Source organism: Pseudarthrobacter sulfonivorans (assembly GCF_031454915.1).
GTDB lineage: Bacteria > Actinomycetota > Actinomycetes > Actinomycetales > Micrococcaceae > Arthrobacter > Arthrobacter sulfonivorans_C.
In genome coordinates this window covers 238983-254896 of the sequence record NZ_JAVDRS010000005.1, presented here as the reverse complement: position 1 = coordinate 254896, position 15914 = coordinate 238983, and the positions used below count along the sequence as shown (strand labels likewise).

Annotated in this window: 14 protein-coding genes; 8 read left to right on the top strand and 6 right to left on the bottom strand. The window is 65.1% G+C overall.

Annotation, left to right across the window (positions count from 1 at the left end):
* Positions 1-16: 16 nt before the first annotated feature.
* Positions 17-910: a phosphoserine phosphatase SerB gene (gene serB, locus J2808_RS13570; protein WP_309817400.1), complete on the bottom strand. Its 894-nt coding sequence runs from the start codon at positions 908-910 to the stop codon at positions 17-19.
* Between the two features lie 132 nt (positions 911-1042).
* Here serB and J2808_RS13565 point away from each other — a divergent pair, with 132 nt between their 5' ends.
* The 5 genes from J2808_RS13565 (at position 1043) to J2808_RS13545 (ending at position 5024) form a co-directional block, all read left to right on the top strand.
* Positions 1043-1828: an ABC transporter ATP-binding protein gene (locus J2808_RS13565; protein WP_309817397.1), complete on the top strand. Its 786-nt coding sequence runs from the start codon at positions 1043-1045 to the stop codon at positions 1826-1828.
* A 14-nt stretch (positions 1829-1842) separates the two neighbouring features.
* Positions 1843-2628: a sulfite exporter TauE/SafE family protein gene (locus J2808_RS13560; RefSeq protein ID WP_309817393.1), complete on the top strand. Its 786-nt coding sequence runs from the start codon at positions 1843-1845 to the stop codon at positions 2626-2628.
* A 7-nt stretch (positions 2629-2635) separates the two neighbouring features.
* Positions 2636-3460 (top strand): TrmH family RNA methyltransferase, encoded by an 825-nt coding sequence (locus tag J2808_RS13555; RefSeq protein WP_309817390.1) that lies wholly within the window; start codon positions 2636-2638, stop codon positions 3458-3460.
* Positions 3461-3581: 121 nt separating this feature from the next.
* A complete protein-coding gene (locus J2808_RS13550) occupies positions 3582-3839 on the top strand; it encodes a type B 50S ribosomal protein L31 (protein WP_028267311.1) in 258 nt (85 codons plus the stop codon).
* A 93-nt stretch (positions 3840-3932) separates the two neighbouring features.
* Positions 3933-5024: a lipoate--protein ligase family protein gene (locus J2808_RS13545; RefSeq protein WP_309817379.1), complete on the top strand. Its 1092-nt coding sequence runs from the start codon at positions 3933-3935 to the stop codon at positions 5022-5024.
* Positions 5025-5124: 100 nt separating this feature from the next.
* Here the strand turns inward: J2808_RS13545 and pepN are convergent, their stop codons facing one another.
* Both pepN and J2808_RS13535 read right to left on the bottom strand, forming a co-directional pair.
* Complete coding sequence (gene pepN, locus J2808_RS13540) at positions 5125-7755, bottom strand: aminopeptidase N (protein ID WP_309817376.1); 2631 nt, start codon at positions 7753-7755, stop codon at positions 5125-5127.
* 55 nt (positions 7756-7810) lie between these two features.
* Positions 7811-8779, bottom strand: a complete 969-nt coding sequence (locus J2808_RS13535) for a YeiH family protein (protein ID WP_309817373.1) — start codon at positions 8777-8779, stop codon at positions 7811-7813.
* A 224-nt stretch (positions 8780-9003) separates the two neighbouring features.
* Here J2808_RS13535 and J2808_RS13530 point away from each other — a divergent pair, with 224 nt between their 5' ends.
* From J2808_RS13530 to J2808_RS13520, 3 genes are all read left to right on the top strand, one after another.
* The gene (locus tag J2808_RS13530) at positions 9004-10560 is read left to right on the top strand and encodes a circularly permuted type 2 ATP-grasp protein (protein WP_309817371.1); all 1557 of its coding nucleotides are present in this window, start codon (positions 9004-9006) and stop codon (positions 10558-10560) included.
* Positions 10561-10635: 75 nt separating this feature from the next.
* A complete protein-coding gene (locus J2808_RS13525; RefSeq protein WP_111909491.1) occupies positions 10636-11562 on the top strand; it encodes an alpha-E domain-containing protein in 927 nt (308 codons plus the stop codon).
* Positions 11559-12410, top strand: coding sequence for a transglutaminase family protein (locus J2808_RS13520; protein WP_309817370.1), 852 nt, complete (start codon positions 11559-11561; stop codon positions 12408-12410). The genes J2808_RS13525 and J2808_RS13520 overlap by 4 nt, the downstream gene beginning before the upstream one ends.
* 18 nt (positions 12411-12428) lie before the next feature.
* Here the strand turns inward: J2808_RS13520 and J2808_RS13515 are convergent, their stop codons facing one another.
* The 3 genes from J2808_RS13515 to glgC are packed head-to-tail and all read right to left on the bottom strand — an operon-like array spanning position 12429 to position 15869.
* Positions 12429-12896 (bottom strand): pyridoxamine 5'-phosphate oxidase family protein, encoded by a 468-nt coding sequence (locus J2808_RS13515; RefSeq protein ID WP_309817368.1) that lies wholly within the window; start codon positions 12894-12896, stop codon positions 12429-12431.
* A 48-nt stretch (positions 12897-12944) separates the two neighbouring features.
* Positions 12945-14396 (bottom strand): SDR family NAD(P)-dependent oxidoreductase, encoded by a 1452-nt coding sequence (locus J2808_RS13510; protein WP_309817366.1) that lies wholly within the window; start codon positions 14394-14396, stop codon positions 12945-12947.
* 60 nt (positions 14397-14456) lie between these two features.
* The gene (gene glgC, locus J2808_RS13505) at positions 14457-15869 is read right to left on the bottom strand and encodes a glucose-1-phosphate adenylyltransferase (protein ID WP_309817363.1); all 1413 of its coding nucleotides are present in this window, start codon (positions 15867-15869) and stop codon (positions 14457-14459) included.
* Positions 15870-15914 lie beyond the last annotated feature (45 nt).

The following is a 15914-nucleotide window of genomic DNA, read 5'->3' as shown; positions in this document are numbered from 1 at the left end:
CCTTTTCGTTTGTGTATCAGACGCCGGCGATGTGCCTGACGGCGTCGAGGTAGGGCATATTGATGGCGGAGTCCGCCACGGCACGCACGGCCGGTTTGGCATTGAACGCCACCCCAATCCCGGCGGCCCCGAGCATATCGAGGTCGTTGGCGCCGTCGCCCACAGCGATGGTGTGTTCCATCGGAATTCCTTCGGCGGCGGCCCATTCACGCAGGTACTTTTCCTTGGCGGCCCTGTCAATCACCGCACCTAGCACCTTGCCGGTCAGGGCGCCGTCGACAATTTCCAGCTCGTTGGCGAGCCAGTAGTCCAGGCCGAGGTCCTCGGCGATCGGGCGAAGGATCTGGTTGAAGCCGCCGGAGACCACCGCCACCACGTGGCCTGCGGCCTTGAACGCGGCCACCAGTTCCGCGGCGCCTTCGCTCAGTTTCACTTCATGCTGGACAGATTCGACGACGGCGGCGGGCAGCCCCGCGAGCACTGCCACCCGCGCGTGGAGGCTTTGCGCGAAGTCCAGTTCCCCGCGCATGGCCGCTTCCGTCACCGCAGCAACCTCTTCACGCTTGCCCGCATAGGCCGCGAGGAGTTCGATGACTTCCTGCTGGATCAGCGTTGAATCCACGTCCATGATCAGGAACTTCCGCGGGGCCTCACGCAGTCCCGCGGGAACGATGGCGGTATCCAGCCCGTCCCGGGCGGCCTCGCCTACGGCCCGGCGGAGGGCGGCGATGCCGGCAGCCGTGCCGTCGGAAACGGCCAGCCCGGCCGTGTGGACCTCAAACCTGTTGTCCCCGGTCCGGGATTCGGACTGGACCGTAGCGCCGTTGCCGGCCCACAGGGAGCGCAGGGCTCCGAGTTCGGAGTCGGTCAGTTTCGGGCCATAGCTGACCGCAGTTACGTTCGGAGTCATGGCTGCAATCTTAGCCAGCGCGGGGCGGACGCCCGAATTCGTTGCGCCTGGCACTGTCCGCTGATGAAGCCCGGAACTCCGGTGCTGCATCAGTTATCAGTCGGCCCGCATTTTGTCCTAGTGTCTACTCCTATGAGTGATGTTCTTGAAATGGCTTCCGTCAGCGTTGTCCGAGGTAAGAAGACCCTGTTGGACAAGGTGGACTGGCAGGTCAACGAAGGGGAACGCTGGGTCATCCTGGGACCCAACGGCGCCGGCAAGACCACTCTCCTGCAGGTCGCCGCGGCGCGGCTTCATCCCAGCAGCGGCACGGCCGGGATTCTTGATGAAACCATGGGCCGTGTCGACGTTTTCGAACTACGTCCCCGGATTGGCCTGTCGTCCGCGGCTCTGGCCAGCCATATTCCCGAGTCCGAGAACGTCCTGAACGTTGTGGTCACCGCAGCCTACGGCGTGACCGGGCGCTGGCGCGAGGGCTACGAGCGGCCAGACGAACGGCGGGCCTTCCGGCTGCTGAATGACTGGGGCATGGGTCCGCTGCTGAACCGGACTTTTGCCACCCTCTCCGAGGGTGAACGCAAGCGGGTCCAGATCGCCCGCGCCCTCATGACGGACCCCGAACTGCTGCTGCTTGATGAGCCCGCTGCCGGACTGGACCTGGGCGGCCGCGAGGAACTCGTCCATAAGCTCGGCGAACTCGCCAACGATGAAGGGTCCCCGGCCATGGTCCTGGTGACTCACCACCTTGAGGAAGTCCCGCCCGGGTTTACGCATGCCATGCTGCTGCGCGACGGCGGCGTGGTGGCCGCAGGCCCCATCAAGGACGTCCTCACTGACGAGCACCTGAGCAGCACTTTCGGCCTTTCCCTGGACGTGACCGAAAACGCCGGCCGGTACACGGCCACTGCACGCCGCTAACGCGGTCCGCCCCGGTGGAGCTTCTCAGCAGCATCCTTGTGTTTTTTGCCGGCCTGTGGGCCGGCACCATCAATGCCGTCGTGGGTTCCGGCACCCTGGTTACCTTCCCAGTCCTGATCGCCCTCGGCGTCGCCCCGGTAACCGCTTCCATCAGCAATGCCATGGGGCTGGTGGCAGGCAACGCCGCGGGTGCTTGGGGATACCGGAAGGAACTCAAAGGCCGGGGCCAGCAGCTGCTCAGGCTCCTGCCTGCCTCCCTGCTCGGTGGCATCAGCGGCGCTTGGCTCCTGCTGAACCTCCCGGAAACGGTGTTTCACTACGCTGCCCCGATCCTTATTGTGCTGGCACTGCTGATGGTGGTCTTCCAGCCGCGGCTCCAGCAGTGGGTGCGGGCCCGCGAGGAAAACCCCGAGCACGCCCTCAAGGACAAAAGCCACGGCATCCTTCTGATCGTGCTGGTGTACTTTGCCGGCATCTACGGCGGCTACTTCGTCGCAGCCCAGGGCATCCTCCTGGTAGGGATCCTGGGCGTATTCATGACCGGGACCATCCAGAACGCCAATGCCATGAAGAACATCCTGGTCCTGGGCGTAAACATTGTGGCCGCAGCCTCATACCTGCTGTTCGCGTTCGGGCGCATCAACTGGGCAGTAGTGGCCATCATCGCGGTCAGCTCACTGATCGGCGGCGTGATCGGTTCCAAAGTGGGCCGCAGGCTTTCACCGCCCGTTCTACGCGGCGTGATCTTTGCACTCGGCCTGGTGGCGCTGGGCTTCATGATCGCCAATCTGGTGAAATAATCACCCGGTGACAATCCACTACCTTGAATCGGCCGCAGACCCCCGCGTGTCCGATTACACACAGCTCACCGACGTCCACCTGCGCAAGCTCCGCGAACCGGTTGAGGGCATGTACATCGCCGAGTCCTCCCGGGTACTGCGCCGTGCGCTTGCCGCAGGCCACCAGCCGCGGTCGTTTTTCCTGGCGGAAAAGTGGCTGGCGGACCTGCAGGATGTCCTGGGCGCCCATCCTGACGTACCGGCTTTCGTTGGCAGCGCCGCCCTGCTCGAAGAGATCACCGGCTTCCACCTCCACCGCGGCGCAATGGCCGCGATGCAGCGGCCACTGCCGGTACCCCTTCACCAGCTCCTAGCCGAGGCGCGCCGCGTGGCAGTCCTGGAGGACATTGTGGACCACACCAACGTCGGCGCTATTTTCCGCTCAGCAGCCGCCCTGGACATTGATGCCGTGCTGATTTCGCCCCGCTGCGGCGATCCGCTCTACCGCCGAAGCGTCAGGGTCAGCATGGGCACGGTCTTCCAGGTTCCCTGGGCGCGCCTGGAGTCCTGGCCGCAGGACCTCGCAGTCCTCAAGGACCACGGCTTCACCGTGGCAGCGCTCGAACTCACGGACGATGCGGTGGACGTCGACCACCTCACCGCCCGCAATCCGGACCGGCTGGCCCTGGTGCTCGGCACCGAAGGCGCCGGAATGAGTGCCGAGACACTCGCCGCCGTCGACCTCGCCGTCAAGATCCCCATGCGCAACGGCGTGGACTCGCTCAACGTGGCTGCCGCCTCGGCCGTTGCGTTCTGGGAACTCCGGCCCCGCGGTTCGCAGGGTTCACGTTGATCCGCTATTATTAACAGCTGGCTGTCCTGCGTTTTCTGCCTCGAGCAGTGGAACGGACGCCAGCCATCCCATTCATACCTGGCAACTGGCAAAATCCAGTTGTGCGAACAAAGGTCCCATTATGAAGTCTGATATCCACCCGAAGTACGAAGCTGTTGTTTTCAACGACCTGGCTTCCGGCGTCAAGTTCCTGACCAAGTCCACCGTGTCTTCCAAGAAGACCATCGAGTGGGAAGACGGAAACACCTACCCGGTTATCGACGTCGAAATCTCCTCCGAGTCCCACCCGTTCTACACGGGCAAGCAGCGCATCATGGACTCTGCAGGCCGCGTCGAGCGCTTCAACGCTCGCTTCAAGGGCTTCGGCGGCAAGAAGTAATTCTCCGCAAGGTTCTTTGGAAAGCCCGCACCGGCTACGGTGCGGGTTTTTCGCGTTTCGGGGACAACTGCGGTGTGGGGCAGGATGGAACGCATGACGCTCACCCCAGGACCAGCTAAAGACCGCACCGGCCGCCGCCACGGCGAATATAAGGTTCCCGGCGGCAAGCTGGTTGTGGTTGACCTCGACATCGTGGACGGCGTTTTGGCGGACGTGTCCGTCAGCGGTGACTTCTTTCTCGAACCCGACGAAGCGCTGCCGGAGATCAACCGGGCTCTGACGGGACTTCCGGAAAGCACGACGGCGGCGGACTTGTCCGCGGCCGTCACCGCTTCACTTCCGCCGGACGCCGTCCTGTTCGGCTTTACGGCCGACGCCGTTGCGGTCACTGTCCGCCGCGCCCTGGCGCAGGCCACCTCCTGGGGCGACCACCATTGGAACATCATCGCCCCCACGGTGCTGCCCACACACGTCAACGTTGCCCTCGACGAGGTGCTCACCGAGGAGGTGGGCGCAGGCCGACGGAACCCCACGCTGCGGTTCTGGGACTGGGAAGAACCCTCCGTGGTGATCGGCAGCTTCCAGTCGGTCCGGAATGAACTGCATCCCGACGGCGTCGCCCGGCACGGCATCACGGTGGTCCGGAGGATCAGCGGCGGCGGAGCGATGTTTATGGAGGCCGGCAACTGCATCACCTACTCCCTCTACGTGCCGCAGACACTCGTGGACGGGATCAGCTTCGCGGACTCCTACGCCTTCCTGGACGCCTGGGTGATGGCCGCGCTGGAGAAGCTCGGCATTAGCGCCTTTTATGTGCCCCTGAACGACATCGCCACGGAGCAGGGCAAGATCGGCGGCGCCGCGCAGAAGCGCCTGGCCAATGGCGGCATGCTGCACCACGTCACCATGAGCTACGACATCGATGCCGACAAGATGGTGGAGGTCCTCCGCATCGGCAAGGAAAAGCTCTCGGACAAGGGCACCCGCAGCGCCAAGAAGCGCGTGGACCCGCTGCGACGCCAGACCGGACTGGCCCGCACTGACATCATCGCGGCCATGATGGAGGTCTTCACCGAACGGTACGCCGCCACTCCCTCGGAACTGACAGCTGCAGAACTGGCCGCCGCCCGCGAACGGGTGACCACCAAGTTCGGCACAGGGGAGTGGCTGCACCGCGTCCCCTAACCCATCGGTTGCTCCCCACCGGGCACCCTCGCCTCGCAAGCTCGGCCAGGGAACCCCGCCGGCGTGGGCCCAGAGTCGTTTTCAGGCGTCTAAACGTCCATTACGGAGCACTCGATGCGGCCTGGGCGGTGAGCGCCCGGAGCAGGTGGCTTCGCTGCTCCACGATGATCCTGCGCAGGGCCCGGGGTGCATCGGTGTTCGTACCCAGCCAGGCATCGGTGCGGAGAACCACCGCTTGCTCTTCCGGCCGGGTGCCATCCGCCGGCAGGTCCTGCGCCGACGGGTAGAGACCTTTGACGATCCGGCTGGCGATCTCGATGCTCCGGTTATCCCACACGTCGCGCAGGCACTCGAAATACGGTTCCACGTAAGGATCCAGGAGAGCAGCCGGTGCGGTGGTAAAACCGGCGATCGTGGCGCTGAGGAGTTGGTTGGACAGTTCCGTACCATGGACGGCGTCTTTCCAGGCGCCCGCCTTGACGTCGTGGTCCGGCCGGGCGGCGAGGGCCGTGGCGTGGCCTGCCCGGCCTGAGGCCGTGGTGTCCCGCGCCAGTTCGGCGTCCAGCTCGGCCACGGTGGCCTGGCCATTGGCCGCCAGCGCATGCCAGATGTTCCAGCGGAGCTCGGCGTCCACCGCCAGTCCTTCAACCTCTTCAGTGCCGTCCAGGAGGCCTCTGAGCCGCGGGAGGAGGGCGTCGTCGCGCCGGCTGACGGCAGCCACCGTCCGCGCCCAGGCGAGCTGGTGGTCGGAGCCCGGAACCGCCTTATCGAGCTGGGCATCGGCCGCGGCTAGGAATCGACGCCCCGCAGCCTCGCGTCGGGACACCGGGGTGTAGTGCTCGACGGCGGTGGAGGCGTTCTCGAGGATGTTCAGCAGCACGCCGATCCCGGTTTCCGACGGGCCGAACGCTGTGACGGCGTCCACGTAGCGGGTTGCGGGGGTTTCCGCGTCGCGGGCGGAGTTCCACAACGCTGTCCAACACAGGGCCCGTGCCATGGGGTCGGCGATCCGGTCCAGGGACGAGAGCACGGTAGCCTCGGACACCGGGTCCAGCCGGACCTTGGCATACGTGAGGTCTTCGTCGTTGAGAAGCAGCAGCTCGGGCTGCGGCTCGCCGGCGAGTTCCGTCACCTCGGTCCTGCTGCCCACAACGTCTGTCTCGATGCTGCCGGTCCGGACCAGGGCACCGGAGCCGTCGGTGTTGTACAGGCCTGCGCGGAGCCTGTGCGGCCGCAGTTCCTGCCGTCCGGTGACGGGGTCCAGCGCATCCTGGACGATCGTCACAGAGCCCATAACGCCGCCGTCGGCTGCTATGTCCAGCGACAGGGTTGAGATTCCGGAGGTCTGAAGCCATTGCGCCGCCCAGCCGGCCAGATCCCGGCCGGAAGACGCGCTCAGGGCGGCCAGCAGGTCCGCCAAGGTGGTGTTCCCATAGGCATGATCGCGGAAATATTGCCGCGAACCGGCGATGAACGCGTCAAACCCCACGTACGCCACCAGCTGCTTGAGCGCGGAGGCGCCCTTGGCGTAAGTGATGCCGTCGAAGTTCTGCTTGGCGGCCTCAAGGTCGGGGATGTCCGCAACGATCGGGTGGGTGGTGGGCAACTGGTCCTGGACGTAGGCCCAGCCCTTGCGCTTGTTCGCGAAGCTCACCCAGGCGGTCTCCCATGCCGTGGCCCGGTCAACGCCCAGGGTGCCCATGTAGTCGGCGAACGATTCCTTCAGCCACAGGTCGTCCCACCACTGCATGGTGACCAGGTCACCGAACCACATGTGCGCCATTTCGTGCATCAGCGTGTTCGCGCGTGCCTGGTACTGGGCATCGGTGGCCCGGGACGTGAAGACGTAGCTTTCGGTGAAGGTGACGAGTCCCGGGTTTTCCATGGCGCCCAGGTTGTATTCGGGCACAAAAGCCTGATCGTACTTTCCCCAGGGGTAAGGCAGGCCAAAGAGCCTGTTGAAGAAGTCCAGTCCGCTCTTGGTCAGGCCGAAGAGCTCCGCGGCATCGAAGGAATCCGCCATGGATGCCCGGCAGTAGAGTGCCAGCGGCACTTCCAGCTGCGTGCCGTCGTCGAGCGTTGCGCTCCAGTGGTCCTGGGCCTTGAAGTAGGGTCCGGCGAGCACGGTGGTGATGTAGGTGGACATTGGCTTGGTACTGGCGAAGTCCCAGCGGCTGGTGTCAGGATCGCCGGTCAGCCGGGTCCGGGCGGCCTCGACCCCGTTGGAAGCGACCTCCCAGCCCGACGGCGCCATCACATGGAACGTGAATTCGGCCTTGAGGTCGGGCTGCTCGAAGTTGGCGAACACGCGCCGGGCATCGGCGGGCTCGTACTGGGTGTAGAGGTAGCACTGGCCGTCGGCCGGGTCCACGAAGCGGTGCATGCCTTCACCGGAACGGCTGTAGAGGGAAGTGCCGGTAACGGTGACCTGGTTCTCCGCCAGCAGGTTGTCCAGCCGGATGCGGGATCCGTCCACAACGTCCGCCACCGGCAGCTCCTCGCCGTTGAGGACCACGCTGTGGACCTCGCTGCAGATGAAATCCAGGAATGTGGACGCTGTCTGCCCCTGGCCGGGCTCCGCAGCCGAGAAGCTGATGACGCTGCGGCTGGCGTACCCCGCCACGTCCGGATCCGCGGCCTGCCTCACGTCCAGGGAGACGTCGTAGCTGTGCGTGGTGATCAGGGCTGAACGTTGCGCGGCTTCGCTGCGCTGCAGATTCTCATGTGGCACCCGGCTATCTAATCACGGGATCCCGGCAACGGATCACGGCGGGATCCCGGCTGGCTCAGGGCTGGGCGGTGATCACCAAAGCCGCGGCCAGGCCCAGCAGCGCGATGAGCAGCCAGGCCGCCAGCGCCGCCAGCAGCGCCCGGGCACCGGTGTACAGGAGCGTCCGGATCCGCACGGCCGATCCGAGCCCGAACAGTGCCGCGCCCAGCAGCACGTCCTGGAGCCCCGCGCCGGCCTCGAGCCAGCCGGTGGAAAGCCAGCCGGTGGACCGGAGCGCCACCATGGCCACGAACCCGATCACAAACAGGGGGATCACGGGCGGCAGTGACTGCTGGTCCGGAACGCTGCTGGCACGGTGGTGCAGGCCGGCCACCGCCACCACCGGGGCCAGCAGCAGCACGCGCGTGAGTTTGACGACGACGGCGATTCCCAGTGCCGCGGTGCCTGCGGTCTGCGCCGTGGCCACCACCTGGCCGACGTCGTGCACCGAGGCGCCCGTCCATGCGCCGAAAGCCAGGGGGCTCAGCTGCAGTGGATGCATCAGGAGCGGCAGCAGGCCGATCGCCAGGGTGCCGCACAGCGTCACCAGCGCCACGGGCAGGACTGTGTCCACGTGCCGGATGCGGCGCACTGCCGCCATGGCGCCGATGGCGGACGCCCCGCAGATCGAAAACCCGGTAGCCACCAGGAGCGCTGTCTCACGCGGCAACCGGAACAGGCGCACCAGCAGGTAGGTGCCACCGAAACTCAGCAGCACTACTCCGGTGATCAGGGCCATGGCCAGCCAGCCCAGGCCCAGGATGTCCATGATGCTCACCTTGAGGCCCAGCAGGATGATGCCGCCCCGCATCAGGTGCTTTCCCGCGAAGTCCAGTCCCGGCCGCGCCCGGCCAGCGATCCACACCGCCGTGCCGGGAAGGTTCGCGGCAAGCAGGCCCAAAGCCACCGCAACCGTCATGGCAGGAAGGACGGGCACAACGGCATGCACGGCAAAGGCCACCGCCAGCGCTACAGCGGCCGTCACAAGGCCCGGAACGAGCCTGTCGGCATCCCGCGGCCGCCAGCGGCGGGGTCCACGACGCGGGCCACCGTTCCCTCCGGTTCGGCTGCTCCCTGCGTTAGTCTTCTCTGGCACTCACCTACCTTGCCGGATGCCGCGCGGATTCAACGAACCGGCGGCGGCCTCGCAACACGCCACAATGGGTGGCAGTAATGAATTCGAAACAAAAAGATGGTTGGCTAAAGGACATGTCAGACCTATTCCAGGATTACTCCGTGGCCGCCGGGCGGACCGGCGCCTACGACGAGATGTTCGCCCCCGGCCAGGAAGCCCGCGAGTCGTACGGCCAGGTGGCCGATGCCCTTAGCAAGCTCTCCCTCGCTGACGTCAGCGCCCGGGCGGACTCCATGGCAAGGACGTTCCTGGACCGCGGTGTGACCTTCGACTTCGCGGGGGAGGAGCGGCCGTTTCCGCTCGACATCGTTCCGCGCGTTATCCCTGCTGATGAGTGGACCGTGCTGGAAAAGGGCGTGGCGCAGCGCGTCCGGGCCCTGGAAGCCTTCCTCAACGATGTCTACGACAAGATGAACGTGGTGGCCGACGGCGTGATCCCACGCCAGCTCGTTACCACCAGCGCCCACTTCCACCGCCAGGTGCACGGCTTCGAGCCCGCAGGCGGTGTCCGTGTGCACATCTCCGGCATCGACGTGGTGCGTGACGCAGCAGGCACTTTCCGCGTCTTGGAAGACAATGTGCGGGTGCCGTCCGGTGTCAGCTACGTCTTGGAAAACCGGCGCGCCATGGCCAAGGGCCTGCCTGAAGCATTTGGCCAGCAGCTCATCCGGCCCGTGGAAGAATACCCGCGCCGGCTGCTGTCGGCGCTGCGCAAAACGGCGCCCGCCGGCGTCGACGATCCCACGGTAGTGGTCCTGACCCCGGGTGTCTTCAACAGCGCCTACTTTGAGCACACCCTGCTGGCCGGCCTGATGGGCGTGGAGCTCGTGGAGGGTCGCGACCTCATCTGCCGCGGCAACCGCGTCTACATGCGCACCACAGCCGGCGAACAGCGCGTGGACGTGATCTACAAACGGATCGACGACGAATTCCTGGACCCGCTGCAGTTCCGCTCGGACTCCATGCTCGGCTGCCCCGGCCTGGTCAACGCCGCCCGCGCCGGCGGCGTGACCATCGCCAATGCCGTGGGCAACGGCGTGGCGGATGACAAGCTCGTCTACAGCTATGTTCCGGACCTCATCCGCTACTACCTCAGCGAAGAACCCATCATCGCGAACGTGGACACCTTCCGTCTTGAGGAAAAGGATGCCCGGGAGTATGTCCTGGACAACATTGCCGAGCTCGTGGTCAAGCCTGTGGACGGGTCCGGCGGCAAAGGCCTGGTGATCGGGCCGGACGCCTCCAAGGATGAACTGGAAGCCCTGCGGCAGCGGGTCATTGCGGACCCCCGCGGCTGGATTGCCCAGCCTGTCCTGCAGCTTTCCACTGTCCCCACCTTGGGCGGGGACAAGTTCGGCCCCCGCCACGTGGACCTTCGCCCCTTCGCAGTGAACGACGGCGACGACGTCTGGGTTCTGCCCGGCGGGCTCACCAGGGTGGCGCTCAAGGAGGGCTCCCTGATTGTTAATTCCAGCCAGGGCGGTGGCTCAAAGGACACCTGGGTGCTGGCAGACTCACCCCAGGTGCCCGTGGAGACAGTCCCGCGGCCCTCGATTTCCATCCGCGAGCGGGTTTCCGTCTGGCCAGTGGAAAGCAACTGGCGCGACCGCCAGTCGGAGCAGCAGCAGTGAGCCGGGCTGTGGAACCGGCACAATTGTTCACGGGTTCATCCCCACAGATTTCAGACGTGCAGGAGGTCACCGCGAATGCTTAGCCGTATTGCTGAGTCCCTTTTTTGGATCGGACGCTATGTAGAGCGGGCCGACGGTACAGCACGCATCCTGGACGTGCATTTGGAGCGCCTCAACCACCTCCCCATGGACGAACGCCGCCGGGTGGCCCAGGAGCTGCTCGCCGTCATGGGTGCCCGTCCGCAGAGCGAGGACTTCGGCCTGCCCGAACTCCTGCACGCGCTGGCTTACGACAAGACCAGCGCCACGTCCATCGCGGGATCCCTCGGCGCGGCACGCGAGAACGCACGCCGTGCCCGCGAGACCGTGTCCTCGGGCCTGTGGGAAAGCCTGAACACCACTTACTACGGGCTGAGCCAGCACCGCAAGGACGTGGTGGGGACGTACCGGTTCTGCAACTGGACGCTGGAGCGGACGGCCATGGTCAGCGGCCTGGCCGACACCACCGTGAGCCACGACGAAAGCTGGTTGTTCCTGGTACTGGGCCGTTCCCTGGAGCGTGCCGACATGACCGCCCGGATGCTTTCCACCCGGGATGTCCTCTCCGCCGGAATGTCCTGGGTCAACATGCTGCGCTGCGCCGGCGCCTACGAGTCCTTCCTGCGGACCCGGCGGGCCGCCTTCGGAGACCAGCACGCCGCCGAGTTCCTCCTGCTGGACCGGCTTTTTCCACGGTCCATCGTCTACGCGCTGCGTGACGCTGACGAGTGCCTCGCCAAGCTGGATCCGTCCGCGCAGCGCGTGGGATTCATCAACGACGCCCGCCGGATCGTGGGCCAGGCCCGCACCTTCCTTGAGTTCCACCGGACCGACGATCTGATGTCCGAACTGCCCGAGCACATGGAACGCGTACAGAAGGCTGTAGCCCAGGCCTCGGACGCCATTTCCCGTAAATATTTCAATCAGGCGGACGAGCTGGCCTGGGTGGGAGAAGTTTCATGACCCGGCTAAATATCATCCACACCACGGCCTACAAGTACAACAAGCGCGTCACGCTGTCCTATAACGAGGCCCGCGTGACCCCGCTGACGGATCCCCAGCAGGTGGTCCTGGAATCGGTACTCAAGGTCTCGCCGTCGCAGGCGGCTGTGAGCAACTACCGGGATTATTGGGGCACCAGGGTCACTGCCTTTGACATGCAGATGCCGCACGAGCACCTCGAGGTCATTTCCAACAGCACCGTTGAAGTGCACCGGGCCGAAAAGATCCCAGCTGACGCCGACATCGTCGGCTGGGACGTACTGTCCTCTGACGAATCGCTGAACACTTTCAGCGATTGGCTGCCGCAGTCGCAGCTCAGCCGCCCGGGCGACGAAGTGCTGGGTATCATTCCCGGTGTGGTGGCGGGCAAGAACCCGCATGAGGCTGCCATGGCGGTCTTTGAGTGGATGCGCGGGGAGATGACGTACATGTCCGGCTCCACAGCGGTCACCACCAACGCCGAGGAAGCCTGGGGCCAGCGGCAAGGCGTCTGCCAGGACCTTGCGCACCTTGCCATTGGTGCGCTGCGCAGCTGCGGCATCCCCGCCCGGTACGTTTCGGGCTACCTGCATCCGCGGTCGACGGCGGACATCGGCGAGACCGTTGCCGGCCAGTCGCACGCGTGGCTGGAGTTCTGGGACGGGGACTGGCGGAGCTGGGACCCCACCAACCACAAACCCGCGGGCGACTTCCATGTCACCGTGGCAAGGGGCCGTGACTACCGCGACGTGCCGCCGCTGAAGGGCATTTTGTCCGGCGGCGGGGGATCCGCGCTGAGCGTGAGCGTGGAGATCACCCGGCTCGCCTAGGCTGCGTGCCCGCCGGAGTCACTCCGGGGCGGCCTTGGCGGCCCCGCTCAGCTGGGTCCACCACGTCATCGGAGCGGTGACTTTGAACCGGCGTCCCGTCAGCGTGTCAGGGCTGACGCGGACGAACGTGTCTTTCTTGCCGGCCTGCCAGGGGAACAGATAGAGGGCAGCAGTATCAAGGACCCCCTCGGTGCCTTTGATTTCCTTAGCGGGCCCCTTGAGCACCACGCTCCAGGCGAGGCCGCTGGCGGCGTCCACGCCGTCGGCTTCCAACGCCACGGCGGCACCTCCGGAGGCGCCGGCCAGCTTTGTTCCCTGGCCGGTGCGAAAGACGACTGTTCCGCCGTCCACGGTGTAATTGATGGGGAAAATGTCCGGGTGCCCGTCCACGAGGACCGCAAGCCTGCCCACGGAGACCGTCCGCAGGAGTTCCCAGCACTCGTGGTGTTCCAGATTATGTACGCCGGTAATTGATTCGCTGCTCATGACGCGAGCCTACGCTGTACCGCCCCGGCCAGCACAGTGTCCTTCTGCCTACCAGGGGCTGGGCTTGTAATCCTTCAGGAAAACACCGTACTGGTCCTCGCCGTTCTCGCCCATCACGATCGGATCGTAGACCCTGGCGGCACCGTCCACCAGGTCCAGCGGAGCATGGAAACCTTCGTCCATCAGGCGGACCTTGGTGAAGTGCGGGCGCTCATCGGTGATCCAGCCGGTGTCCACAGCCGTCATCAGGATGCCGTCAGCGTCCAACATTTCCTGGGCGCTGGTCCGGGTCATCATGTTCAGGGCAGCCTTGGCCATGTTGGTGTGGGGGTGGCCGGGTCCCTTGTAGGCCCGGGAGAACTGTCCTTCCATGGCGGAGACGTTCACGATGTATTTCCGGTGTGCCGTGGAACGCTTCATGGCGTCCCGGAGCCGGCTGACCAGCAGGAAGGGTGCCGTGACGTTGCAGAGCTGGACTTCGAGCATTTCCAGCGGATCCACTTCGTCCACCACCTGCGTCCAGCTGTTGATGGTGGCCAGATCCGGGACCAGCCCGCCGGCGTCGATCGCTGTTCCTGAAGCGATTCGCTCCAAGGAGGCCGAACCCGTGGAGAGTGCCAGCGAGGTGATGGCGTCGCCGGCCAGCACGGGATGATCGGTGACGGTGCTGGTGAGGGCCAGGGGGTGCTTGTCGTGGGCATGGCCGAATGTCAGCAGCTCCGGGCCACCGTTGGCGGGCTCCAGTTCGGCCGGCAGGGTTTCGTCCTCTGCGTCCACCAGCGGCTTGTAGGCGTTGCCGGAACGGCGGACTGTCTGGGCAGCGTTGTTGATGATGATGTCCAGAGGGCCGGCAGCATTCAGTGAATCCGTCAGGGCCATCACCTGTGACGGGTCGCGCAGGTCGATGCCGACGATCCGGAGCCGGTGCAGCCAGTCGCTGCTGTCTTCCATGGCAGCGAAACGGCGTGCAGCGTCCTTGGGGAACCTGGTGGTGATGGTGGTGTGGGCGCCGTCCCGGAGCAGGCGAAGGGCAATGTACATGCCAATCTTCGCCCGACCGCCCGTGAGCAGCGCCCGCCGGCCCGTGAGGTCCGTGCGGGCGTCACGCTTGCTGTGGCTGAAGGCGGCGCATTCCGGGCAGAGCTGGTGGTAGAAGGCATCCACCTGTGTGTAGTGCCGCTTACAGATATAGCAGGGCCGGGACCGGATGAGGTGTCCGGCAATCTTGCCTGTGGCGGAGGTCTCCAGTTTGTTGCCGCGCGTTTCGTCGTCAATGCGGTCCGGCGCCGCTGTGGCCGTCTGGGCAATAACTGCCCGGTCGGCTTCTGAGATGAGGTCCCGCTTGGTGACGCGGCGGTGGCGCTTGACTGCCTTGAACATTTTTCCGGTCGCACGGCGTACCGAGACATAGTCCGGGTGTTCCTCGTCGTAGACGTGGATGGTGTTCAAAACCTTGAGGCAGGCCTGGATTTCCTCAGGCGTCAGATCGGGGGAGCTCATTGCCCCCATTTTACAGCCTGCAAGGAGCCCGGACCGACGGCACCGGGCTCCTGTTGGACGCTACGCCTTGGTTGACTGGCCTGGGACTGTGACGCCGACGGCGGCGGCGTGGACCTCGGCGACCTTTTCCGCCGATTCCCTCAACTCTGTCCATGTTTCCGTGGCGGCCCGTACTGCGTCCGGCACAAGGATGAGGTTGGCGGCCGACAGGGCGCGCTCGGCCTCCTCAGGCTCGGGGACCATTTGCCCTTTCGACAGCACGGTAATGCCTGACTCAGTGACCTTAAAGCCGCGGGCGCGGTCAAGGTCAGCATCGAGGCCGATTGCGGCCCCCGCCGGGACCTTGACGTTTTTGTCGATGATGGCGCGCTTGACGACGGCACCCTCACCGATGTTGACCTTGTCCATCAGCACGGAGTCGAGCACTCGGCTGGACCTGCCGACAAATACGTCGTTGGAGAGCACCGAACCCTCCACGATGCCGCCGGAGATCACGCACCCGCTTGCCACGATGGAATCCAATGCCGAGCCGACTGTATTGCCCTCGCCGCGGACGAACTTAGCGGGCGGGGAAATGCTTTGCCGCGTGTAGATGGGCCATTCCGAGTTGTACAGATTAAAGATCGGCACAGGCGAGATGAGGTCTATGTGTGCGTCGTAGAACGAGTCGATGGTGCCAACGTCGCGCCAGTAGGTGCGGTCACGTTCGGTGGAGCCGGGGATGTCATTGAGGGTGAAGTCGTAGACCCCCGCCTCACCCTGGTTAACGAAGTAGGGGATGATGTCCCCGCCCATGTCGTGCTTGGTGTCAAGCCGTTCAGCGTCAACGTGCAGGGCATCCACCAACGCGTCGGCGTCGAACACGTAGTTGCCCATGGAGGCCAGGAACTGGGTGGGGTCCGCTGCGAGGCCGGGTGTGGTGGCAGGCTTCTCCACGAACGCGGCAATCTTCTGCGGATCCGTCTGGTCCACTTCGATGACACCGAACTGGTTCGCCATGTTCAGCGGCTGGCGAACCGCGGCCACGGTGGCCTTGGCTCCGCTGAGGACGTGCTGCTCCACCATCTGGGCAAAGTCCATGCGGTAGACGTGGTCCGCGCCAACAACGACGACGATGTCGGGGTTGGCGTCGTGGATCAGGTTCAGGGACTGGTAAATGGCATTGGCGCTGCCCAGGAACCAGCTCTTGCCCACGCGCTGCTGCGCCGGGACGGAGGCAACGTAGTTGCCGAGCTGCGTGGACATCCGCCACGTTTCGGAAATGTGGCGGTCAAGGCTGTGGGATTTGTATTGGGTGAGCACCACGATTTGTAAGTAGCGCGAATTCACCAGGTTGGAAAGCGCAAAGTCGATCAGGCGGTAACTGCCTGCAAAAGGCACAGCAGGCTTGGCCCGGTCGGCCGTCAATGGCATAAGCCGGTTTCCCTCGCCGCCTGCAAGGACAATGGCCAGGACTTTTTTGTTCAACGGCATTATGGTCGCTCCTGTACGCCTTCGTAACTCCCCAAAACAGTCCGG

Bases quoted from the DNA above. Each gene is read 5' to 3' on its own strand.
- J2808_RS13565 (WP_309817397.1), top strand. From the start codon at position 1,043: ATGAGTGATGTTCTTGAAATGGCTTCCGTCAGCGTTGTCCGAGGTAAG.
- serB (WP_309817400.1), bottom strand. From the start codon at position 910: ATGACTCCGAACGTAACTGCGGTCAGCTATGGCCCGAAACTGACCGAC.
- J2808_RS13510 (WP_309817366.1), bottom strand. From the start codon at position 14,396: ATGAGCTCCCCCGATCTGACGCCTGAGGAAATCCAGGCCTGCCTCAAG.
- J2808_RS13550 (WP_028267311.1), top strand. From the start codon at position 3,582: ATGAAGTCTGATATCCACCCGAAGTACGAAGCTGTTGTTTTCAACGAC.
- J2808_RS13515 (WP_309817368.1), bottom strand. From the start codon at position 12,896: ATGAGCAGCGAATCAATTACCGGCGTACATAATCTGGAACACCACGAG.
- J2808_RS13530 (WP_309817371.1), top strand. From the start codon at position 9,004: ATGTCAGACCTATTCCAGGATTACTCCGTGGCCGCCGGGCGGACCGGC.
- glgC (WP_309817363.1), bottom strand. From the start codon at position 15,869: ATGCCGTTGAACAAAAAAGTCCTGGCCATTGTCCTTGCAGGCGGCGAG.
- J2808_RS13520 (WP_309817370.1), top strand. From the start codon at position 11,559: ATGACCCGGCTAAATATCATCCACACCACGGCCTACAAGTACAACAAG.
- J2808_RS13525 (WP_111909491.1), top strand. From the start codon at position 10,636: ATGCTTAGCCGTATTGCTGAGTCCCTTTTTTGGATCGGACGCTATGTA.
- J2808_RS13545 (WP_309817379.1), top strand. From the start codon at position 3,933: ATGACGCTCACCCCAGGACCAGCTAAAGACCGCACCGGCCGCCGCCAC.